The 21,980-nt window shown below is 51.8% G+C and carries 20 protein-coding genes; 12 read left to right on the forward strand and 8 right to left on the reverse strand.

Annotation, left to right across the window (positions count from 1 at the left end; all coding sequences use genetic code 11):
• Positions 1–168 precede the first annotated feature (168 nt).
• Positions 169–1,686, reverse strand: coding sequence for a YdgA family protein (locus GRH90_RS10245; RefSeq protein WP_162365838.1), 1,518 nt, complete (start codon positions 1,684–1,686; stop codon positions 169–171).
• Between the two features lie 144 nt (positions 1,687–1,830).
• Positions 1,831–3,006 carry a mannose-6-phosphate isomerase gene (gene manA / locus GRH90_RS10250; protein WP_162365839.1) on the reverse strand — a complete coding sequence of 392 codons (1,176 nt, stop codon included), beginning with the start codon at positions 3,004–3,006 and terminating at the stop codon, positions 1,831–1,833.
• Between the two features lie 241 nt (positions 3,007–3,247).
• Here manA and fumC point away from each other — a divergent pair, with 241 nt between their 5' ends.
• Entirely contained in the window at positions 3,248–4,645 is a 1,398-nt protein-coding gene (gene fumC / locus GRH90_RS10255) for a class II fumarate hydratase (protein ID WP_162365840.1), read from the forward strand.
• A 74-nt stretch (positions 4,646–4,719) separates the two neighbouring features.
• Here fumC and tus read toward each other — a convergent pair whose 3' ends face one another.
• Complete coding sequence (gene tus, locus GRH90_RS10260) at positions 4,720–5,649, reverse strand: DNA replication terminus site-binding protein (protein ID WP_162365841.1); 930 nt, start codon at positions 5,647–5,649, stop codon at positions 4,720–4,722.
• A 293-nt stretch (positions 5,650–5,942) separates the two neighbouring features.
• On the opposite strand from tus, the gene GRH90_RS10265 reads away from it, so the two are divergent.
• Positions 5,943–6,737, forward strand: coding sequence for an N-acetylmuramoyl-L-alanine amidase (locus GRH90_RS10265; protein ID WP_162365842.1), 795 nt, complete (start codon positions 5,943–5,945; stop codon positions 6,735–6,737).
• Positions 6,738–6,853: 116 nt separating this feature from the next.
• Here GRH90_RS10265 and GRH90_RS10270 read toward each other — a convergent pair whose 3' ends face one another.
• Positions 6,854–8,131 (reverse strand): MFS transporter, encoded by a 1,278-nt coding sequence (locus GRH90_RS10270; protein ID WP_162365843.1) that lies wholly within the window; start codon positions 8,129–8,131, stop codon positions 6,854–6,856.
• A 128-nt stretch (positions 8,132–8,259) separates the two neighbouring features.
• On the opposite strand from GRH90_RS10270, the gene GRH90_RS10275 reads away from it, so the two are divergent.
• The 9 genes from GRH90_RS10275 to GRH90_RS10315 all read left to right on the forward strand — a co-directional run bounded on the left by GRH90_RS10275 (position 8,260) and on the right by GRH90_RS10315 (position 18,631).
• Positions 8,260–9,150, forward strand: coding sequence for a LysR family transcriptional regulator (locus GRH90_RS10275; protein ID WP_162365844.1), 891 nt, complete (start codon positions 8,260–8,262; stop codon positions 9,148–9,150).
• Positions 9,151–9,353: 203 nt separating this feature from the next.
• Complete coding sequence (gene mlc, locus GRH90_RS10280; RefSeq protein ID WP_162365845.1) at positions 9,354–10,571, forward strand: sugar metabolism global transcriptional regulator Mlc; 1,218 nt, start codon at positions 9,354–9,356, stop codon at positions 10,569–10,571.
• A gap of 115 nt (positions 10,572–10,686) precedes the next feature.
• Positions 10,687–11,382 carry a dethiobiotin synthase gene (gene bioD / locus GRH90_RS10285; RefSeq protein WP_162365846.1) on the forward strand — a complete coding sequence of 232 codons (696 nt, stop codon included), beginning with the start codon at positions 10,687–10,689 and terminating at the stop codon, positions 11,380–11,382.
• Between the two features lie 680 nt (positions 11,383–12,062).
• Positions 12,063–13,181: an NAD(P)/FAD-dependent oxidoreductase gene (locus GRH90_RS10290; protein WP_162365847.1), complete on the forward strand. Its 1,119-nt coding sequence runs from the start codon at positions 12,063–12,065 to the stop codon at positions 13,179–13,181.
• Between the two features lie 19 nt (positions 13,182–13,200).
• Entirely contained in the window at positions 13,201–14,211 is a 1,011-nt protein-coding gene (locus GRH90_RS10295; protein ID WP_162365848.1) for a glycosyltransferase family protein, read from the forward strand.
• Between the two features lie 29 nt (positions 14,212–14,240).
• The gene (locus tag GRH90_RS10300; protein WP_162365849.1) at positions 14,241–15,035 is read left to right on the forward strand and encodes an NAD-dependent epimerase/dehydratase family protein; all 795 of its coding nucleotides are present in this window, start codon (positions 14,241–14,243) and stop codon (positions 15,033–15,035) included.
• Positions 15,032–15,874 (forward strand): sugar phosphate isomerase/epimerase family protein, encoded by an 843-nt coding sequence (locus GRH90_RS10305; RefSeq protein WP_162365850.1) that lies wholly within the window; start codon positions 15,032–15,034, stop codon positions 15,872–15,874. The genes GRH90_RS10300 and GRH90_RS10305 overlap by 4 nt, the downstream gene beginning before the upstream one ends.
• A complete protein-coding gene (locus GRH90_RS10310) occupies positions 15,828–16,715 on the forward strand; it encodes a glycosyltransferase family 2 protein (protein ID WP_246235970.1) in 888 nt (295 codons plus the stop codon). Before GRH90_RS10305 ends, GRH90_RS10310 begins: the two co-directional genes overlap by 47 nt.
• Entirely contained in the window at positions 16,712–18,631 is a 1,920-nt protein-coding gene (locus GRH90_RS10315) for a hypothetical protein (RefSeq protein ID WP_162365851.1), read from the forward strand. Before GRH90_RS10310 ends, GRH90_RS10315 begins: the two co-directional genes overlap by 4 nt.
• A 46-nt stretch (positions 18,632–18,677) precedes the next feature.
• On the opposite strand, the gene GRH90_RS10320 is transcribed toward GRH90_RS10315, so the two are convergent.
• Positions 18,678–19,013 (reverse strand): DUF1161 domain-containing protein, encoded by a 336-nt coding sequence (locus GRH90_RS10320; protein WP_446678249.1) that lies wholly within the window; start codon positions 19,011–19,013, stop codon positions 18,678–18,680.
• Positions 19,014–19,087: 74 nt separating this feature from the next.
• Positions 19,088–19,435 (reverse strand): DUF1283 family protein, encoded by a 348-nt coding sequence (locus GRH90_RS10325; RefSeq protein WP_162365852.1) that lies wholly within the window; start codon positions 19,433–19,435, stop codon positions 19,088–19,090.
• A gap of 133 nt (positions 19,436–19,568) precedes the next feature.
• On the opposite strand from GRH90_RS10325, the gene GRH90_RS10330 reads away from it, so the two are divergent.
• The gene (locus GRH90_RS10330) at positions 19,569–19,898 is read left to right on the forward strand and encodes a YnfA family protein (protein ID WP_162365853.1); all 330 of its coding nucleotides are present in this window, start codon (positions 19,569–19,571) and stop codon (positions 19,896–19,898) included.
• A 67-nt stretch (positions 19,899–19,965) separates the two neighbouring features.
• Here GRH90_RS10330 and ydfG read toward each other — a convergent pair whose 3' ends face one another.
• Together ydfG and GRH90_RS10340 are read right to left on the reverse strand one after the other, a co-directional pair.
• Positions 19,966–20,715 (reverse strand): bifunctional NADP-dependent 3-hydroxy acid dehydrogenase/3-hydroxypropionate dehydrogenase YdfG, encoded by a 750-nt coding sequence (gene ydfG / locus GRH90_RS10335; RefSeq protein ID WP_162365854.1) that lies wholly within the window; start codon positions 20,713–20,715, stop codon positions 19,966–19,968.
• Between the two features lie 75 nt (positions 20,716–20,790).
• Positions 20,791–21,849 carry an aldo/keto reductase gene (locus GRH90_RS10340; protein ID WP_162365855.1) on the reverse strand — a complete coding sequence of 353 codons (1,059 nt, stop codon included), beginning with the start codon at positions 21,847–21,849 and terminating at the stop codon, positions 20,791–20,793.
• Positions 21,850–21,980: the final 131 nt, after the last annotated feature.

Here is a 21,980-nt window from a genome sequence, read left to right on the forward strand (position 1 = left end):
CGCCATGGACCGGCCGACGAACGCGGCAAAGGATACGCCCGTGCGCCGGATGGCGCCGACCGGCACCCTTATTGAAGGGAGACGGCAGGGGGATTTTGCTGCTGGAGGTGCTGATGACAGCCCCGGCAAGATGTCCGGAGCCGTCGCGTCAGGCCTCAATAATGGGTATTAAGGCTGGGGCGTCGCCTGCGGCTGGGCCGGCTGTGTTTCACCTTCCGGTAAACCGAACAGGCCGAACAGGCCCATAAAGTTCTGCAGGGACATTTTCTGACCGTTCAGGATAACCTGGTTATCGGCATACTGAAAACTGCTGCTCAGGGTATTGTCGGTGAGGGTGGTCAGTTTGAACATCTGCCCCATGGCCGCCAGTCCCTGCACTTGCTGCTTGGCCAGTTTCTGTGCATCCTCGTCGTTGTAGCCCTGGATCCGGGCAAATTGGGTGGTGGTTTCGGTGGCCATGTCCAGCGGCACGGTCAGCTTGGCATCCAGCTTGTTAACCCACCGCGCCCACTGCCGATCGGGCGTGGCCGGGGTTGCGGGGACCTGGGACGGGTCGTTAAGGTTAAGCGTCAGGTTAAAGGCGCTTTCGCCTTTGCTGTTTTTCCAGCTAAACGGCGCGATGGTCAGGTACGGGTTGCCTTTTAACGCCAGCGGCAGGTTCTGGAACAGCGCCTGGCTGATCAACTGCTGCTGGACAACCGGATCGGCCTGCCCGGTCTGCTGCATAACCTGCTGCACCTGGGCATGGTATTTTTCGCTGAAATCCGCAATGGCCTTAGGATCGAGATTAGAAAGCTTGATGACCAGCCTGCCTGAACCAAAGTTTTGTCCCTGCACGTGCAGCGCATCCAGATTATAGTCCACCTGCGCGTTGAGCCGGTCGCCATCTTCGCTGATCTTGGTGACCTGGGTCAGGTTATCGGCGCTGAGCATATCCTTGCCGTCGAAATTGTAAACCAGCGTCTTGGCCTTTATGGTATTGTCGCCGATGCTGTAGTCGAGCTTGCCTTTATGGGTGTTGCTTTCAAGGCTGAAGTCCTGCACGGTGACCTGTTCGTGCTGTTGCCACTGGTTCAGGCCGCCGATTAACAGGCTGGCGATGCTGCCGTCAACCGACATGTTGTTCATGTCATGGTCGATGGCGGCGTTAAATGTCCCGCCGCTGGTGCGAAACAGGGTAGCGCCGCTGTTAAGGTCGAGGGCCAGGAGATCGATAACCGATACCGTATCGCCATTGTATGCCACGCGGGTCAGGGCCTTGACCGGCGATTGTCCCTTGCCGGCGTCAAGCAGCGGTTTAACCAGCGGCGTGGACGCCAATTGGCTGTGCACCGAGGCCATGCTGGGGATCAGCACGCCTTTTTTCAATTGGGTAAATGGAAACGGGCCGTGATCGATGGATTCGTTGACAATCAGGCGGTCGCCTGGTTTAAGCGGCTTATTGTCTCCGGTGGAACCGTCCGACATCAGCACCAGATTAACCCGGCTGGAGAACAGGCGGCGATGGTAGTCTTCGATAGCCAGCGTAACGCCGGCTTCAGGGAATGCCGTCTTGATACGGGCGTTGGCGTCGTCCACCACCGAGGGCAGTCGCTGTTCAAACTGTTTGCCGGTATACCAGGCGGCTCCGGTCCAGGCCGCGCCGAGGACGATAATCACGCCAACCGCTACGAGTGTTTTTTTCATTGTCTGCTCATCCTTATTATAAATTCCTGATCCACATTGACTGACCGCCCGCAGGCGCAGGCAAAATAAACGTATCACTATCGCCGCGAGAACCCATATCTGGTCCAATAATAGCAACTGCCGGCCAATCCGTGGCATAGATTATCACAGTTCGTTGAATACACGGGCCAGCCGGCCGTTGCCGCTAACATTGACCGGCGAATCGCCGGCCGCGAGAAACGCGGATTCGCCGGGCTTGAGCGTCAGCCGTTCCCCGTCTTTTTCCATTACCGCCTGTCCGTCGACGCAAAACAGAATCGCCGCGCTGTCCTGGGCCAGCCGCTGGGGGGCGGAAGACAGGTTATGCAGTGAAAAGGCGAAGTCTTCCACCGGGATGGCGAAGCGCAGGGCGCCGTTTTTCTCCACCGGACGCGCCAGCAGCTGATGCTCGGGCTTGGCGACAAACTGTACGTTGGCCAGCAGTTCGGGTACGTCGATATACTTAGGGGTAAGGCCGGCGCGCAGGACATTATCGGAGTTGGCCATCACTTCCAGCGCCTCGCCGCGCAAATAGGCGTGGGGCGTTTCGGCGTACAGGAACATCGCCTGTCCCGGCTGCAGGGTGATCACGTTTAACAGCAGCGGCGAAAACAAACCGCTGTCGTCCGGATAATCTTCCGCTATTCTGCCAATGGTTTCCCACGGCTCGCCGTGCTGATGTCCCAGCGTGCTTTTCAGCACATCCAGGGCCAGCGATTTCTCCTCGCCGGTCATGCCGAGTAAATCACCGAACAGCTGCGCCAGATGCGTCCGATCCGGATGCTGTAAAAAGCGCGCAATGGCGGGATGGGCTCCCGCCACCGGCTGCAACAACGACACTATGCCGGTAATTTCACGAAATCCGTTCATCGCCTGGAACGGGGTCAGGGCAAAGACCAGTTCGGGTTTATGGTTGGGATCCTTGTAATTACGATTAGCGGCATCAATGGGCACGCCACGGTCGTTCTCCAGGGCGAAACCGCGTTCAGCGGCGGATTTGCTGGGATGAACCTGAATCGACAACGGCGCTTGCGCGCACAGCACCTTAAACAGAAACGGCAGTTCGCCAAAACGCCGGGCGACCGCCTTGCCCAGCGTCGCCCCAGGCTGTTGGGCAATATAATCGCGTAATGAAATATCGTTGCCCCGATCGTCGCTGATGCGTGAACTGCTTTTTGGGTGCGCGCCCATCCACAGTTCGGCCATCGGCTGGTCGCCCGGGTTGGCGATGCCATAGAGGCGGGTGAGGGCGTCTTTACTGCCCCAGGCATAGTGCTGAACGGAATTGATCATTTTTTTCATGAAGTTACTGCCCTTACTGAGTCCTGAATGTGATAACGCGCGCCGTTGGCATAATGTTAAGCTTTTCTACAAGGCTATGCCATCAGCGAAATCCCCTCAACGAAATACTACCAACGTAATACTATCAACGTCATACTACCCACGTCAGTCTATCACCGTCATACTATCAATGCCCGGCGCGCGAGTGGAACCGCTAGCCGGGCAGCACATTGATCTTTAGGAAGAATACCAGGAGGAAAAAATGGCAGCTACCCGCGTAGAAAAAGATTCCATGGGCCCGGTTGATGTTCCGTCGGAACGCTTATGGGGTGCGCAAACGCAGCGTTCCCTCGAACATTTCCGTATTTCCAGCGAAAAAATGCCGCCCGCGTTAATCAACGCGCTGGCGCAGACCAAACGCGCCGCCGCCGAGGTGAATAAAGATCTAGGCCTGTTGCCCGCAGAGCGCGCCGACGCGATTATCCGCGCGGCGGACGAGGTGCTGGCCGGCAGCCATCCCGAGGAGTTTCCCCTGGCTATCTGGCAGACCGGATCCGGCACGCAGAGCAATATGAATATGAACGAGGTGCTGGCGAATCGCGCCAGCGAGCTGCTGGGCGGACAGCGTGGGGAAAAGCGCCTGGTGCATCCCAACGACGATGTGAATAAAAGCCAAAGCTCCAATGACGTGTTCCCCACCGCGATGCATGTGGCCGCGGTCATCGCGCTGCGCGAGCATCTTATCCCCCGGTTGAACATCCTGCGCGATACCCTGGCGAAAAAATCCGCCGCCTTTGCCGATATCGTTAAAATCGGCCGTACCCATTTGCAGGACGCCACGCCCCTGACGTTGGGACAGGAAATTTCCGGCTGGGCGGCGATGCTGGAACATAACCTGACGCATATCGAGCACAGCGTGCCGCATCTGAGCGAACTGGCGCTGGGAGGCACGGCGGTGGGCACCGGCCTCAATACCCATCCCGAATATGCGGTGCGGGTCGCCAGGGCGCTGGCGGAACTGACCGGCCAGCCTTTTGTCACCGCGCCCAATAAATTTGAAGCGCTGGCAACCTGCGACGCGCTGGTCCATGGACACGGCGCGCTGAAGGGATTGGCCGCGTCGCTGATGAAAATCGCCAACGATGTGCGCTGGCTGGCGTCCGGCCCGCGCTGCGGCATCGGTGAAATCAGCATCCCCGAGAACGAGCCGGGCAGCTCCATTATGCCGGGCAAGGTTAACCCGACCCAATGTGAAGCCGTGACCATGCTATGTTGCCAGGTGCTGGGCAATGACGCGGCGATTAATATCGGCGGCGCGTCGGGGAATTTTGAATTAAATGTCTACCGGCCGATGATCATCCATAACTTCCTGCAGTCGGTGCGGCTGCTGGCCGACGGCATGGATAGCTTTAATCATCATTGCGCCTTGGGCATCGAGCCCAACCGGGAACGCATCGATCGGCTGCTTAACGAATCGCTGATGCTGGTTACCGCGCTCAATACCCATATCGGTTACGACAAGGCGGCGGAAATCGCCAAGAAAGCGCACAAAGAGGGGCTGACGCTGAAGGCGTCGGCGCTCAAGCTGGGCTATCTGACCGCCGACGAATTTGATCAATGGGTACGGCCGGAAGATATGGTGGGTTCGCTAAAAAGTTAATCCCGATGATTAGCCCATCCCGAAAACGTACGCCGCGCCTGAACCTTTGGCGCGGCGTACGGCCGGTGGCCGGCTCATCGAGCAACATACAGATGCAACCGCCGGATCAATAAACGCGTTGGCAGCCCGGGCGGTATAAATTTATGGCGGACGGCCTCGCGATCATAATCCAGCAACTCCCCCAACTGCGGCGCCACCGCCCCTGTAGACCGACGGCAAAGTACTATCAACGGGGAAGGGCAGGCGTATTGGACCTGCTGCTGATTTTCCCGATACCACACCCTGGCTATGGGCTGGACTTTTACCGGCCGTTTGATTTTGAGCTTAACGTCGGGTGGCAGTTTGCTGACGTCGTCAATTTCCTGCCGTACCCGTTCGGCCCATTGAATTTTATCAAAAGGCGGCACCGCACGGCCGGCCCGCAGGCTTTTTTGCAGCATCGTCAATACCTCCTTGCGCGTCAGGTTCTTGATAATCTGTTTATTAGCCCAGCCAAACCGCACGCTTGCCGGATCGGTAACGATGTGCAGCGCGCGATAGGCGCTGAGGGTCTTTAAACCGCGCAGGTGGGTATGGACAAATTCGAAACGAAGCTCGGGAGGCAGTTGCGACTCCACCGTAATCATATGGGAGAGTTCGGTCTTCAATTGGTTTATCGCGGCGGTCAACGCCTGCGCGGCATGACATTGCGCGTCGTCCACGGCAAAGCACAGGGCGCCGGGCAGGCGTATGGCCGCCTTGGCGCTGGTATCCTGTTTTTGATGGTAGATAAACATGCGCTGAAAATGCGCCAGTCCCAGCGCCAACGCCTTAGGTCCCGCGTGCTGGGACACCTTGATCAGCGCAATCTCCGCATGCTCCTTGCCTTTTTCCACTTCAGGCAGTTCAAACACCCTGCCGGCGAGTAGGCGAAAGCCGCCCAGCAACTGCTGCCATTCGATAAGTTGGCTTTGTAATTGGTTAAAGCGCTGATTCAATCGCTCAATCAGGTCAAGTGCGGGCATTAGGCCATACCATATTAGTTACAACATACATATTAATATAACCACACAACCTCAACTTTACCACCACATTATGTTCGCTTCGCAGCCAATCAACGGCCAGGGCTTAATGTCCCACCGCTTCGATGTCCTTAACCGAACGGTCGGCCCTATTACCGTGTGAACGGCCATCCGCTCTCGTACCCGGGATTATAAGCCGGAACCCTCGGAAAAATAGTACTGATGCTTGTTTTGTATAGGTTCTGTAGTGATGCGTAGTGGTACTAATGGCTTCAGCCAAAAGGAGGGAGTTCTCTATGCAGCCAATTGATTATAATAGTTATCGTTCGGTAAAAGGTTTTGATAACCGGGTTCGCTTTCTGGTAATGCATTACACCGCAGCTAACTTTAGAGCGTCGATGACAGCTCTGACGGGACCCACGGTCAGTGCCCACTACGTTGTCCCCGATCCTTCGGAGAAAACCTATATTGAAGCGGGGTTCAAGGTTCTGCGTATTTTTAATCTGGTTGATGAAAATGAACGTGCATGGCATGCAGGAATCAGCTCATGGGCTGGACGCAGTAACCTGAATGACACATCCATTGGGATCGAGGCAGTCAATTTAGCCACCGATAATAATGGGAAATTTACCTTCCCCCCCTATAACCCAGCTCAAATTGATGCGATTAAAGCACTCTCAGCGAATATACTTCAACGTTATCCGGATATTACGCCAACCAATGTCGTCGGCCACAGTGATATTGCCCCTGGAAGAAAAAGTGATCCTGGTGCCGCTTTCCCGTGGAAAGAGCTTTATACCGCGGGTATAGGGGCATGGTATGACGATGCATTAAGGGAGCAATATCAGGCGCGGTTCTGTAAAACGCTTCCTGCCAAAGCAGACGTCGTGGCTAAACTGAATCAATACGGATACGACACCTCAGCTGCAGGCACCGAAAGCGGATACCAGGGTTTGATCCGGGCATTTCAGCTTCATTTCCGTCAACAAAATTATGATGGCATTCTGGATGCTGAAACAGCAGCGGTACTCTATGCATTGGTAGAAAAATATTTCCCATCGAAGTCACTCAACTCAGAATCAAAAGGCTGATGGTGGAAACTACCTTCCAGCGTTGTTACGACAGGCTGACGCGCGGCCTGCCTGACACGAACGCCGGTTAACATCCGGCGGCACCAGAGCCCTGGTGAATCCAGGGCCGCATTCGGTTATCGGACGGCGCTTAGTTCAGGCAGTTTGCGCAGGCGCTGGGCAACAAAAATCCCCAGCAGCAGCATGGTGGCAATAAATATCACGACACCGGTCCAGGCAAAGCTGTGCCAGAAAAACCCGCCGACGGTACCGGCCACGCTTGAACCGACGTAATAGCAGAATAAATAGAGCGAGGAGGCCTGGCCCTTGGCGCGCCGGGCGCGGCGACCAATCCAGGCGCTGGCGGTGGAGTGGGATGCGAAAAAACCGGCGGTAAACAACATCATGCCGCCCAGAATTAATATCAGGGACGAAAACCAGGTCAGCAGAAGCCCGGCCAGCATCAGGGCCATCGAGGCCATCAGCACCGGGCCACGACCAAAGCGGCCTGACAGGCTGCCGGCTTTGGGTGAGCTGTAGGTGCCTGTCAGGTAAACCACTGAGAGCAGTCCGACCGTGGACTGACTCAAATACCACGGCCCGGCGAGCAGGCGATAGCCAATATAGTTAAACAGGGTAATAAATGACCCCATCAGCAAAAAGCCTTCAATAAACAGCATCGGCAGACCGGCATCGCGAAAATGCAGGCGGAAATTGATCGCCAGCGTGCGCGGTTTGAGCGACCCGGCGCGGAAATGGCGCGAAGCCGGCAGAATACGCCAGAACATCAACGCCGCGCCCAGCGCCACCACGCCGATGGCGCCGACGGCGACACGCCAGTTAAAAATATCCGTCAGCACGCCGCTGATAAGCCTGCCGCTCATCCCGCCAATGGAATTACCGCTGATGTACAGCCCCATGGAAAATGCCACGACGCTGGGGTGGATCTCCTCGCTGAGGTAGGTCATGGCCACGGCGGCCACCCCGCTCAGCGATAGGCCGACCAAAGCGCGGAAAATCAATATGCCCTGCCAGCCGGTCATAAAAGCGCTGACAATAGTGAATACCGACGCCAACAGCAGGGCCACCACCATTACCGCCTTCCGACCCACGGCATCGGACAGGGGGCCGGTTGCCAACAGACCCAGGGCCATCAGGCCGGTGGCCGCCGATAAGGATAAGCTGCTGGTCGCCGGCGACACGCCGAATTCCTGTGATAGCACCGGCAGTATCGGCTGGACGCAGTACAACAGGGCGAATGTCGCCAGGCCGGCGGAGAACAGCGCCAGGGTAACTCGGATAAACTGCGGGGTGCCGCGTTTGATAAAGGGTTGCCTGGCGGGTACGGAATAGCCGGGCGTTTTAACAGCAGGCGTCTCATGGGCGGATGCCCCGGAACGCGAAAGGGTGTTCACAATAAATCCTCGGAAATGCTTAAAAAAGATACAGGCGTGGCGCTGTCCTCGATAACAATATGAAAATAATAGGAACAAAGCAGTTTGTTGTCTAATATATTAATAATCTCAATTGATATGTTTAAAGTATGAATATTGAATTGCGTCATTTGCGTTATTTCATTGCCGTGGCGGAAACGCTGCATTTTGGCAGAGCGGCGGAGAAATTACATATTTCACAGCCGCCGCTCAGCCAGCAGATCCAGATGCTGGAGCAATTGGTGGGCGCCAGGCTGCTGGAGCGAAATAATCGCAACGTCAGGCTGACGCCCGCCGGCAAACAGTTTCTGGAGCAGGCCTGGCTAATTATCGAGCAGGTTAACCAGGCGGCCGACCGGGCCGCCAGGATCCATCGCGGCGAATCCGGTGAAATCACCATCGGCTTTACCTCCTCGACGCCGTTTAACCAACGCATCTCGGCCAGCCTGCTGGCCTTTCGCCAGCAGCATCCCGCCGTGCACATACAAATGGTCGAAACCAACACCAAACAGCAGATTGAGCCGCTGTTAAACGGTAAATTCGATATGGGGGTGATGCGTAATACGCCGCTGCCGGACGCATTAACGTATCAATTACTGCTCAAGGAATCGCTGGTGGCGGTGGTTCATCAGGATCATCCCCTGGCCGCCGCCGGTGGCCGTATCAGCGTGCGGCAGTTGGCCAACGAACCCTTTGTGTTTTTTGATCGCAAGGTGGGCACGGCGCTGTATGACGAAACGCTGCTGTTATTGAAGGAATTCGGCATCACGCCCTATATCACCCAGGAGGTGGGCGAGGCGATGACAATTATCGGCCTGGTGTCGGCCGGGCTGGGCGTTTCCATCCTGCCGGCCTCTTTTGCGCGCATCAAGGTCGATAGCGTGCGCTATCTGGGGCTGGAGGAACCCCAGGCAAAAACTGAGGTATGGTTGGTAACCCATCGACAAAAGGAGCTTTCCGCCGCTGCACGGATGCTGATCAATTTAATGTTAAAACAATAATGGTAGTATCCCAACCAAAGTTGATAAGACCGGCCTGCGTGGATCAGGATTAGACGGGCAGCGCGGCGGCGGAAAAGTGGTTAGCCGGACCATTATGTGCGGTAAATCACATAACTAATCAAATATTTGACGGCTAAAATTAAAAGTTCCACCATAGCCCCAATATATTATTTCATAGCGTGAAAATATCAGGAGCAAGGTGAGTGATTGGCCATGGTCAACCAGGACATATCGATCAAATCAAGCAGACTAACGCGGGGGTGGTGTATCGCCTGATTGATTCGTTCGGCCCCATTTCGCGTATCGCCTTGTCAAAACTCGCCAGGCTCGCGCCCGCCAGCATTACGAAAATTGTGCGCGAGCTGGTCGAAGCCCATTTGGTTACCGAAACCGAATATCAGGAAAACGGACTGCGCGGCAGGCCGGCCATCGGCCTGGTGGTCGACACCCAGGCCTGGCATTTCCTCTCGGTGCGCATCGGCCACGGCACCATGACGTTGGCGCTGCGCGAGCTTAGCAGCAAACTCATCGTCGAGGATACCGTGCCCCTGCTAGCTGAAGCTCAGGAGCCGCTGCTGGTTCGCCTGATACAAACCATCGATCGGTTTTTTATCCGTCACCAGCACCAGTTGGAACGCCTGACGGCGGTCGCCGTTACGCTGCCGGGCATTATCGACGCCGCCGCGGGCATGGTGCATCGCATGCCGTGGTATAACGTCAATAACATGGCCCTGGGCCAGGCGCTGAGCGAGCATATCGGCGTGCCGGCCTACCTGCAGCACGATATCTGCGCCTGGACCATGGCTGAAGCGCTCTATGGCGCGGCCCGCGGCTGCAATGACGTGATTCAGATCGTCATCGATCATAACGTGGGGGCAGGGGTTATCACCGGCGGCACCTTGCTGCACGGCAGCAGCCGCAGCCTGGTGGAGATTGGCCATACCCAGGTGGAACCCTATGGCAAACGCTGTTACTGCGGCAATCGGGGCTGCCTGGAGACGGTTGCGGGCATTGAAAGCATACTGGACCTTACCCGCCAGCGGCTGGCGCTGAATACCCATTCCACCATGAATGATTCAGCGGTCAGCGTAGAATCACTTTGCACCGCGGCCATGGCGGGCGACACCCTGGCGCGCGATATTATCGTCGGCATCGGCAATAGCGTAGGGCGGATCCTGGCCATCATGGTCAATCTATTTAATCCGGAAAAAATCCTGGTGGGTTCCCCGTTAAACCCGGCATCCGATATTCTGTTCCCGGTGATCCTGGCCAACATACGGCAACAATCGCTGCCTGATTACAGTAAGGATATCACCGTGCAGGCGACCCGGTTTAAAAACCAAGGCACCATGCCCGGGGCCGCGCTGGTTAAGGATGCGCTTTATGACGGCTCGCTGTTATTGAAGCTGGTCCAGGGCTAAGGCCGAAAATATTGAGCTAACGCAAGCCGGGCCGGCGCCATATCGGGTACATTTTACGTTAATCAATCACCTTATCCAAACATGTCCAATGGATGAACGCCAGGCTGGAGTCGTCATGTTGAAACGTATTTTCGTAGCCGGTACGGACACCGCAGTCGGCAAGACTATTGTCTCCCGCGCCATTTTGCAAAATCTGGCGGCGCGTAAGCTTAGCGTTGCCGGATACAAACCTATCGCGCGCGGCAGCCAGGAAACGGCCGAAGGCTTACGCAACAAAGACGCCCTGGTGTTAAGCGCCTCTTCCACGCTGCAACTCCCTTATGAGCAAATAAATCCCATTACACTGCGTGAAGAGGAAATCAGCGCCTACTCCGGTGAGGAAATTGATTACGGCCTGATGTCGGGGGGGCTACAGCACCTGGCCGCCCTAGCGGATATGGTGGTGGTGGAGGGCAGCGGCGGCTGGCGCACCATTATGAGCGACTACCGGCCGTATTCCAATTGGGTGGTGCAGGAGCAGTTGCCGGTGGTGCTGGTTATCGGCATCAAGCTCGGCTGTATTAACCACGCGTTGTTAACCGCCGAGGCCATTATCAATGATGGATTACCATTATTAGGCTGGGTGGCAAATCGCATTAATCCGGGACTGGCGCATTATGCCGAAATCATGGATATACTACGCAATAAGATCCCCGCGCCGCAGTTGGGTGAGCTGCCTTATTTGCCCAGGCCTGAGCAACGCGATCTTTCCGGGTATATAGATTTAAGCAAAATCTTGACCAAAGACGCCATTGCTGCACATGAGATCTAACAGCGCAGAGGAAGCGCCAGGCGCTATCTTCTCATGTTTCCATGCCGCTGTACCGCATCGCTCTAATCTTACTGAACCGTCCTTGATGTTATTCCCCTGCGTATCGCGTATTTCACTGGTGTCCGCCGGACGCCTGATTGATAAATAATTCGCGATGCGCAAGCCGCCGGGCATTGGATTTTAGCCGTAGATAAAGTGTTTCTTATGAAAGCCTAACCAGGCCTTGGCCGGGCGACGATAGCCGGGCGCGGAAATGTGGTTTTGGTTTCCCCAGCCGGTGGGAGGCTTGTATCCGTGCTGCGCCACGGGTCTGGCATCATTTACCACATTACAGAACAAACTAAATAACCATGCTTATATAAATATTACCATAGTAACTAATAATAAAATTAATTTAATAATATCAGTAAAAATTATGTAACAGTATTAAGTAGATTAATAATAAGGATTTGCATCCCATTACTTGGCATGTATACTCGTTGCATTAAATTTAAAAAAATGTAATTAACATACATTATTTTATTGAGTCAAATTTATATGCAAGGCATTTCGCGCAGGGTGCAAGCCACACGCGCTACGTTTTTTATTTTCACCCATAAATGAATGATTGAGTATCTACACATATAATTCTATCGCACAGACTAATCATTCATGATTAGAGAACATAATGGAATGACGTCATGAAAAAAAAGATAGCAATTGTCGGCGGAGGATTTTTCGGTATGTATATTGCCGAATTTTTTTCAAGGTCAGGCCATACGGTTGATGTGTATGAGAGAGAGAAAACCTTCATGTCGCGGGCTTCGTATAATAATCAGGCACGTATCCACAATGGGTATCATTACCCGCGGAGCATCCTTACAGCATTGAGGTCGCGAATGTCGTTTCCACGATTTGTTGACGAATTCAGGAACTGCATAGATGACGAATTCGAACAATATTATCTTATAAGCAACCAGTTAGGTAAAGTAACAGCGAATCAATTCCTCAAATTTTGTGACCGTATCGGCGCTGCGTGCGAGCCCGCGCCTACTTACGTGCAAAAACTTACCAATCCTTCATTGATAGAGGCGTGCTTCTCTGTCACCGAACATGCTTTTGACGCGCACAAATTACGCGATGAGATGCTAGGACGGTTAGATGCCTCATCAGCGGACTACCATACCGGTATATCCGTCGATAAAGTACGCCAGCATCAAAATGGACTGTTGATTACGCTCAGAGATGTCGTTTCGGAAGGACAGGAAGAAGTTTACGCAGATCATGTATTCAATTGTACATACTCGCATATCAATTACATGTTAAAAAAATCTAATATTGAATTAATTTCTTTAAAGCATGAACTGACGGAAATGTGCTTGGTCGATGTGCCCGATGAACTGAAAAAAATCGGCTTAACCGTGATGTGCGGGCCATTTTTCTCTGTTATGCCATTTCCTTCCGCTGGACTGCATTCCTTCAGCCATGTGCTCTACACCCCCCATTACGAATGGTTTGACAAAAATGAATCACCTTATACCGATCCTTACGTGAAACTCAATGCGGACCAAAAAAACAGTGCCTGGAACTACATGCGAAAAGACGCCATGCGTTATTTACCTATTTTAGGTGAATGTCGATATCAGCGTTCTTTATGGGAGGTAAAGACCGTGCTCCCGCGCAGTGAATCAGATGATTCGCGCCCAATTCTTTTCCGGCCGCACCATGGCCTACGTGGATTCCACTGCGTTATGGGAGGGAAGATCGACAACATCTACGATGCCCGGGAAGCCATAATCGCCCAGCATCTTGTAGAATGATAACCGGGAGCACAACCATATGAAAAACGATTCATTCGTCTCGGTCATATTGAATGTAGACCAGCAGATAACCGGCCTTGATGAAACACTGCTCCAGATCCAACGTACCCTGGATACGCACTATTCTGATTACGAAATTGTTATCGTGGCCCATGGCCCCTTTAAGATATCGAAGTTTAGCAATGGCGCGGAAGCGATATTGCAACAAATACCAAGCGTACGTTTTATCCAGCTATCAGGCAGCGTCCACCATGATGTCGCCTGGGCCGCTGGATTAGAAAATGCGATTGGTGATTTTGTCGTATTATTTGACCCTGCGGCCGATCCAATATCGGCAATATCAGGCATTGTGGATATGTGCAGATCAGGCACGGATGTTGTCGTTGGCGTGGCTAAACAGCCCGCCACCCCGGCCTACAAACTGCTGAGATTGATTTCTGACAGAGTTCTGCAAGCGATAGATTATCATCTACCGCAACATGCGACGACACTGCGTTGTATAAGCCGTCGCGCGGTGAACTCGGTAACAAGTACGGGGCGTTTTCATCATCAGTTTTATTTAAGAATTCAAAAAACAGGTTACCCTATTGGTATCTACTCTTATCAACAGCGCGCAAATTCCGCGACAAAAAAAACATTTTGGGGTGGGTTCCGTTATCTTGTCCGCCTGATGGTTTTTAACTCATCTCGTCCGCTTCGCTGGATGTCGGGTATCGGCATGACCGGAAGCCTTGCCGCATTTATTTTTACCGTCTATAGCGTGGCGGTAAATATAATCCGCGGTCATACCGTTGAAGGATGGACAACAACAATACTTTTTATGGCATTTTTATTTATGCTGCAATTTATCATGCTTGCCTTCTTTGGCGAATACCTGGGCCGTTTACTAGACGATCGAAGTGAACAGGCAGATTATTCAATTGCCTATGAGAAGAGGAGTGCGGTGATGGTCAACCAGGATCGGGTAAACGTACTCAGCGAGCCAATGAATAAAACTACCAATCCGGAACATACAGGGCAAGACAGTTAACTACACACTTTAAACGATACGGATAACTTATGAATAATGCACTTATAGGTTTTTCAGGTTTTGTCGGAAGTACGTTACTCAAACAAGCCGTCTTCAATGAATTATACCGTTCTTCCAATATAGCGGATATTGAAGGGAGGGTATTCAATGAAGTGGTATGTGCAGGCGCGCCCGCGAAAAAATGGATTGCCAATAATGATCCTGAGGCCGATCGCAGAAATATCGATAATTTAATAAATCACCTTAAGGCAATGCAATGCGAAAAATGCATTCTAATCAGCACCATTGATGTATTCAAAAACCCGATAGGTGTCGATGAGTCTACCGCTGTAGATGAATGCGGGCTTCATGCCTACGGCCTTAATCGCCGTCGGCTGGAGAAATTTGTCTCAGGTCATTTCGCCCACTATTTAATTGTCCGTCTGCCCGGCCTGGTTGGCCCTGGGCTGCGTAAAAATATTATTTTTGACTTACTCAACAACAATAACCTTCAGGCAATTGATAGCAGGGGCGTTTATCAATTCTACCCCATGGTTAACCTTTGGTTTGACCTGCAAACCGCCCAGCAAGCCGGCTTGAAGCTGATACATCTGGCCGGTGCGCCCATTAGCGTAGCCGATGTCGCCAAGAAGGCCTTCGGCATGGCTTTTGAGCGGGAATTGTCCGGGCCGCCTGCGACATATGATATGCGCACCCAGTACGCTGCACTTTTTGGCGCCAGCGGCAATTATCAATATAGCTTTAGCGAGACTATCCAGGCCATAAGGGCTTATGCGCAGTCTGAGCCCCATACTTTGGCATCTGATTCCAGGAAGCAAAAATGAGGTTAGCCATATCGAACATTGCCTGGGATATTGCGGAAGATGACAGTATTGCCGCGCTTCTAAAACATTATTCAATTGACGCAATTGATATTGCCCCAGGAAAATATTTCCCTGTCCCAGCCAAGGCGACAGCCGGGGATATTTCACGAGTCAAAGCATGGTGGGGGAAACATGGGGTTGAAATTATCGGTATGCAAGCCCTGTTGTTCGGCACTAATAACTTAAACATGTTTGGCTGTTCCGATACTCAAGACGCGATGTTAGCCCACTTTGACGCGCTTTGCTGGATTGGGGACGGACTGGACGCCCGCCGCTTAGTGTTTGGTTCACCCCGCAATAGAGATTGTACCGGGTTGAGTAATAAGGAAATTCTTGACATTGCGATCCCATTTTTTGGACGGCTGGGCGATATTGCGCTAAGCCACAGGATTATCATCTGTCTTGAACCTAATCCGGCCTGTTACGGCGCTAATTTCATGACCACCGCCATTGAAACAGCAAATATAGTCGGGTTAGTGCGACATCCGGCGATAAAGATGCAACTCGATACAGGCGCGCTAACTATTCATAAAGAAGATATTAAAGAAATACTGCCTAAAATCGCCCATCTTATCGGGCATATCCATATCAGCGAGCCTGATTTACTACCCATCGGGGATGGTAACACTCCCCATGCAGACATTGCCGATATTTTGGAGAATTGGCTACCGGACCATACTGCTACCATTGAAATGCTCGCGACTGAACGTGAACCACATCAAATTTCTATTCGGCGCGCGCTGGAAATCGCTATTGATTACTATCGACGTAACCGGTCGTCGGCGCAATCAAACCAATGACATATTTAGTGAAGAACCCGATATCATGAAAACTTCCGGCCCAAGGCACATTGATCGGCAAATTCCGACATTTGACGTGCCTCTTTGGCAATCGCGTCAACATGATTATTGTGTGGTGATCCCGGTCATTAACGAGGGTGAGCGAATTAAAAGCCTGCTTACACGTATGGCCGCGTTGTCTATCGCGTCCATGGCGGACATCATCGTCGTCGATGGAGGGAGTAGGGATGGTTCGCTTGAGTTACCAGGTTTGAAAAAGCTGGGCGTGCGGGGGATGATACTTAAGACCGGCGCAGGGAAACTCAGCGCGCAATTGCGCTGCGCTTACGCGTTTGTGCTTGAGCAAGGTTATCAGGGGGTAGTCACCATCGACGGCAACGATAAAGACGATCCTGAAGCAATCCCACGGTTTATTGACGCATTGAAACAAGGGGTTGATTTTGTCCAAGCCTCGCGTTTTCTTGACGGTGGCATAGCCGAAAATACTCCAAAATTGCGCGATGTCGCCATCCGTTTTATCCATGCGCCGTTGCTGAGTTTAGTATCCGGTTTTAAATGGACCGACACCACTCAGGGCTTCCGCGCTTACAGCCGTAAGATGCTTTTAGATGCCCGTATTGCACTATTTCGCGATGTGTTCATGACGTATGAACTGCTGGTGTATCTTTCTTACCGAGCACCTAAATTGGGTTTCCGCTGCCTTGAATTACCGACAATACGTCGATATCCCAAAGGCGAAGTACCAACCAAAATCAGCAGTTTCAGAGGCAATATATCCGTGTTAACAGTGCTACTGAAAACATGTCTGGGACTCTACAATCCGTCAGGAGAAAAAAAATGAATTTAGCGCTTTTTTTTAGTAATCTGGAAAAGAATAGAACGCTAGTATGCCGCCGTTTAGAAAATTACAAAAATGAGATTTTAGTTTTCCTGGTGATATTCATCCTGCTGTTCATGTCAACCACGTTGGGTAATAGAGGGACGCACAATAGTGTTGAGCAATGGCTGAATATTACAAATCAAATGTTTTATGGCAACCAAGACTTTCTCTTTAGCTATGGTCCGCTTTTTTGGTTAACGGGCGGGGCAGCGACACAATACAGCGACGTTACCTATTGGCTTTCAGTGACATTCATTAGCATAACTAATTCATTTTTCTGGACCCTGCTTTTTATTCCAATTCACAAGGCTAGGAATTATTTATTTTTTGCTCTGATATTCGCTATATTTTTTAGAAATTTATCATTCTACGCCGCATTTTTTATGTGGCCATTTGCACTAGTGGCATATCTGGGTTTTTCTGAACAAAAAAACAAAATCATTAATAAATACTTCATTATATTCATCGGAGCGCTAGTTGCTTTATCATTTTTTATTCGTTTCTTTTACGGCCTGTTTGGTTTCCTGACAATTTTTTCCTATCTGTTTAGTCTTTTTTTGCGCGATAAAAAACTTTCGCTTCTGTCATATTTTACATTGTCACTTTCTATAACTTATGTTTTATTGGGTTTACTGGTGTTTCACAACCATCAAAATATAATAAATTATATAATAATAAATATGGAGTTAAGTTTCGGCAATTCAGTTGATATGACTTATGATGTAAACAATAGCATCCGAAGTTTTGTGTCTGTGTTATTGGTTTTGGTTTTTTTGAATTTATTTCTTATAGCAAAAAAAAGACTAGCACTGTTTCTTACGATTAATATTTTATGGTTATTATTATTTAAATTAGGCTTCAGTCGCACCGATCATTATTTGGGTTTTTTTGTCGCGCCAGCGACAGTTTTATCCATGGTGATGATATTCGATAAGAGTTTGTTTAGCAGAGTCTTGTTTGTTATTTCTATGATAAACCTCTATTCATTAGCACACATCCCTACTTACCCGGGGGCAGTAACGTTAACATTAATTAACAAACCTGCTGGTTTAGATGAAAGCTTCCAAGAAAGAATGGCCCGTATATACCCTGATTTCAAACTTAAAAACGAAGTGCTTGATAAGTTGGCCAACTCAACAGTCGATGTATACCCTTACAACAATGAATACATTTTCTCCAATAAACTTAATTATTTACAGCGCCCATCATTCCAAAATTATATGACGTTAACACCGACTTTAGATAGGATGAATCAAGACTTCCTTAATTCACCAATGCGGCCAAAATTCATCCTGTGGACCGCAGGGATAGGATGCACGTCGTCTGATTGTAATCCTTTTGATGGCTTTGATATGAAATATTCATTGAATGAGGATCCTTTGACGTCTACATCAATCTTATCCAACTATCATCCCGTAGTCGTCTCTGCTGGAAAAAATGGCATACCGGTGATGCTGCTTGAAGAAAATTCGCATGATGAAAATTTCAGTGAGGCTCTGATTCTCGAGAAGGAAATGAGATTTGGCCAGTGGTATTCGGTGCCTAAATCAGATGACGGATTATTAAAAATAAAGCCATCGTTTGAATTTACATTACTCGGCCATGCAAAAAATATGCTATTCCGAGGTAGTATCTTAAAAATAAGATATAAATTTTCTGATGGCGAAGAGAAGCTTTACCGAGTAAATATTCTTAATGCTGGGAGCGGTATTGTGATTTCACCATTATTGGACAAGTTCAATACGTCCGGTTTTGAGGGAAGAGAGGTAATTGCATTTATGTTTGAAACAGATACAACAAATTATTTTGAAGATCATTTCACAGCTAAATTAATTAAGATCAATATTCCCAATATCACCGCAAGAAAACCCAATTAATTTAATACTAAAGCGGGCGGGAAAGACATTCCCCGCCCCGGCCTTATTATGGGCTTGGCGCGTCGCTAGCCGCCACACCAGCGTCCGTGCCTTCAGCGGAACGGATATAGACAATTTTCTGCGTGTCGTTTTCGCAGTGGCCTACCACCTGGCCGCCCGCCTGGTCGGCGCTATCGTTGGGCACGATATCCAAACGGAAACCGGACTCCGGTACCCCGTTGCCGACGATTTTTTGGGTGATATCCGCCTTAACGCTTTCGCAGGACGCCTGCGCCGCCAGCGGCAGCATCGCGGCCAGCGCCGCGCCCAGGATAAAAAAGCGTTTCCCTGGCTTCCCGCTTTGCTGATGGCTTAGCCGCTTCATCTCGCTCAGATCATTCATATTACCGTCCTTATTTAAGAATGAAGTACCGATACAAGGATAGCAGGACTGGCAAAAAGGAGTAATAGCTCGGATCACGGCGCCATCAGCGAGCGGCCGGTGCGGCGATCCAGGCAACGGGCGGTATTGTCCTCCCAATAGGCGTTGACGTTGTCGCTGCTGTTGCATCTTTCCCGCAAATCGACAGTTTTATCGTATTTATCAAAGTCCTTTTCATCCCGCTGATTCACCTTGCTGCGAAGGTTATGGGTGGCATTCCATTGCTCCTGGCTTTGGCGCGCATCTTCACGGGATTGGGCGTTATCACCGGAATCGATGATCAGGCGCTGCGTATTGCTGGCGGCATAACCCGTGGTGGAAAATGCCAGCAGGGCGACCGAAAGCATCCCGCCCAGCAGCCGTTGATAAGAGGTGGTGTTCATAACGTCTTCCTTTTAATCTTTACGTGGATAATAACGCAGGTAAAATCAACGTCCCATGCACCGGCATAATAACATTGCCTTATGGTTAAAAACCACTCGTTATCGTTACGGATAATTAAGGACTGTTGCAGGAATGTTCAAGACAACACTGCTTTTCATCGCCACCGCCGTGGCGGAAATCCTCGGGTGCTACCTGCCATATCTCTGGGTGAAAAAAGAGGGCGGCATAATACTGCTGATCCCCGCGGCGGCAAGCCTTATCGCCTTTGTCAGCCTGCTGATGCTGCATCCCGCCGCCAGCGGGCGCGTTTATGCCTCCTACGGCGGGGTGTACATATTGACCGCGCTGTTATGGCTTAGGTTCATCGACGGCGTCAAATTAACCTCGCAGGATTGGGTGGGTTCGGCGGTGATCTTCGCCGGGGTGATGATTATGTTGTCAGGCTGGTCTAGACCGGCGTAATCGAGCGCGGTTTATCCCAGGGTCAACAATGGCGGGCCGGGGATTGCGGCCCGCGCGCGGGGTGGATTTACTCGTCGCGATGCACGCTAAGACCGGCGAATGACTGATTGACCGGCATCATTTCCAGCACGTTGATATTGACGTGGGCCGGCAGGGTGGTTACCCAATAGACGGCTTCGGCAATATCTTCCGGCATTAACGGGTCGGCGTTCTTATAGGTATTTTCCACCTTGTTGTCATCGCCTTTGAAACGCACCGCCGAAAACTCGGTACCGCCCACCAGTCCTGGCTCGATGTCCGTGACCCGCACCTTGGTGCCCACCAGGTCGGTGCGCAGGTTAAGGCTGAACTGGCGGGTGAAGGCCTTGGTGGCGCCATAGACATTGCCGCCCGCGTAAGGCCAGCGCCCGGCGGTGGAACCCAGGTTGACCACATGGCCGCGCCGGCGTTCCACCATGCCCGGCAACAGGGCGCGGGTCATATAGACCAGTCCCTTGTTGTTGGTATCGATCATGGTTTCCCAATCATCAAGGTTAGCCTTATGCGCCGGCTCCATGCCCAACGCCAGGCCGGCGTTATTGACCAGCACATCCACTTCCAGCCATTGCGGCGGCAGGGAGGCAACGGCGCTGGTAATGCCTTCGCGATCGCGTACATCAAGCTTCAGGGGATAAAGGTCATCCCCCAGTTCGGCTTTCAGTTGATCAAGACGCTCCTGGCGGCGACCGGTGGCAATCACCTTATGGCCCTGCTTGAGAAATTTACGGGCGATGGTTTCGCCAAAGCCGGCGGTGGCGCCGGTAACAAAAATAATCATGCAGCGGTTCCTTATATGACTGAATTTATATAACTTTATAAAATAAACTCAGATGTTGACTACCTTAACAACAGACTAGGGTTTGCGCAGATAAGGCGCAATCAAAGACAGGTCGGCGGGCGATAGCCTGTCGGAGGCCGTCTGCGCCTGATGCCAATAAGGATAAATCAGCGGCGGACGGCTGACGTCGGATAGACGGGCAAGCTCCTGGGCGTTAAGCGCCAGATCCGCCGCGCGCAGGTTATCTTTTAACTGCACTTCGGTGCGCGCGCCGATGATGACCGAGGTGACGGCCGGCCGGCTGATTAACCACGCCAACGCCACCTGGGCGGCGGATACGTCCCGTTCCCCGGCAATCTCCACCAGCACGTCAACGATATTGTACAAGGCGTCCTGGTTGTAAATCGGCGGTTCATTCCATTCTTCCAGATGGCGGGTGCTGCCTTCAGGCTGGCGGTCCCGACGGTATTTGCCGGATAACAATCCCCCGGCCAGCGGGCTCCAGACCATCACGCCCAATCCCTGATCCTGGGTGATCGGCAGCAGTTCATACTCCGCTTCACGGCTTTGCAGGGAATAATGGATTTGCTGGCTCACCGGGCGGATCAGGTTCAGGCGCTCTGCAACGCCAAGGGTTTTCATTAAATGCCAACCGGAGAAATTCGACACGCCGACGTAACGCACCTTGCCGCTGTCGACCAGCTGTTCGAGGGCGTACAGCGTCTCCTCCAGCGGGGTCTGTCCATCCCATTCGTGCAGTTGATATAAATCGATATGGTCGGTATTCAGCCGTTTTAAACTGGCTTCACAGGCGCGGATCAGATGGTGGCGCGACGATCCGCGATCGTTAGGCCCGTTCCCCATGGGAAATCGGGCTTTGGAAGCAATCAGGACGCTATCGCGCTTATCTTTCAGCACCTCGCCCAAAATCTCTTCCGAAACCCCCTGGGAGTAAACGTCCGCGGTGTCGAACAGGTTAATGCCCGCGTCGATACAAATGGCCAGCTGGCGGCGCGCTTCCGCCACGCCGGTGTCGCCGACTTTGGCAAATTTCCCCTTGCCGCCGAAGGTCATGGTGCCGAGACTCAATACCGATACTTTCAGGCCGGAACGGCCCAGTAGACGATATTCCATAAGAATTCTCCTCGCAGTAGTACATGTCGGAAATATCAAGCGCCCGCAGGCGAGCCTGCGGACCTTTGAGCATAAACTAATGTCTTGGCCATCAACAGCCCGTTATGCGGACCCTGCGCGTCATTTTAGTG

The sequence above is a fragment of the Acerihabitans arboris genome, assembly GCF_010131535.1.
Classification (GTDB): domain Bacteria; phylum Pseudomonadota; class Gammaproteobacteria; order Enterobacterales; family Enterobacteriaceae; genus Acerihabitans; species Acerihabitans arboris.

Excerpts from the sequence above, each read along its gene's own strand:
- GRH90_RS10245 (WP_162365838.1), bottom strand. The coding sequence starts at position 1,686 with ATGAAAAAAACACTCGTAGCGGTTGGCGTGATTATCGTCCTCGGCGCG.
- manA (WP_162365839.1), bottom strand. The coding sequence starts at position 3,006 with ATGAAAAAAATGATCAATTCCGTTCAGCACTATGCCTGGGGCAGTAAA.
- fumC (WP_162365840.1), top strand. The coding sequence starts at position 3,248 with ATGGCAGCTACCCGCGTAGAAAAAGATTCCATGGGCCCGGTTGATGTT.
- tus (WP_162365841.1), bottom strand. The coding sequence starts at position 5,649 with ATGCCCGCACTTGACCTGATTGAGCGATTGAATCAGCGCTTTAACCAA.
- GRH90_RS10265 (WP_162365842.1), top strand. The coding sequence starts at position 5,943 with ATGCAGCCAATTGATTATAATAGTTATCGTTCGGTAAAAGGTTTTGAT.
- GRH90_RS10275 (WP_162365844.1), top strand. The coding sequence starts at position 8,260 with ATGAATATTGAATTGCGTCATTTGCGTTATTTCATTGCCGTGGCGGAA.
- bioD (WP_162365846.1), top strand. The coding sequence starts at position 10,687 with ATGTTGAAACGTATTTTCGTAGCCGGTACGGACACCGCAGTCGGCAAG.
- GRH90_RS10290 (WP_162365847.1), top strand. The coding sequence starts at position 12,063 with ATGAAAAAAAAGATAGCAATTGTCGGCGGAGGATTTTTCGGTATGTAT.
- GRH90_RS10295 (WP_162365848.1), top strand. The coding sequence starts at position 13,201 with ATGAAAAACGATTCATTCGTCTCGGTCATATTGAATGTAGACCAGCAG.
- GRH90_RS10300 (WP_162365849.1), top strand. The coding sequence starts at position 14,241 with ATGAATAATGCACTTATAGGTTTTTCAGGTTTTGTCGGAAGTACGTTA.
- GRH90_RS10305 (WP_162365850.1), top strand. The coding sequence starts at position 15,032 with ATGAGGTTAGCCATATCGAACATTGCCTGGGATATTGCGGAAGATGAC.
- GRH90_RS10315 (WP_162365851.1), top strand. The coding sequence starts at position 16,712 with ATGAATTTAGCGCTTTTTTTTAGTAATCTGGAAAAGAATAGAACGCTA.
- GRH90_RS10320 (WP_446678249.1), bottom strand. The coding sequence starts at position 19,013 with ATGAATGATCTGAGCGAGATGAAGCGGCTAAGCCATCAGCAAAGCGGG.
- GRH90_RS10325 (WP_162365852.1), bottom strand. The coding sequence starts at position 19,435 with ATGAACACCACCTCTTATCAACGGCTGCTGGGCGGGATGCTTTCGGTC.
- GRH90_RS10330 (WP_162365853.1), top strand. The coding sequence starts at position 19,569 with ATGTTCAAGACAACACTGCTTTTCATCGCCACCGCCGTGGCGGAAATC.
- ydfG (WP_162365854.1), bottom strand. The coding sequence starts at position 20,715 with ATGATTATTTTTGTTACCGGCGCCACCGCCGGCTTTGGCGAAACCATC.
- GRH90_RS10340 (WP_162365855.1), bottom strand. The coding sequence starts at position 21,849 with ATGGAATATCGTCTACTGGGCCGTTCCGGCCTGAAAGTATCGGTATTG.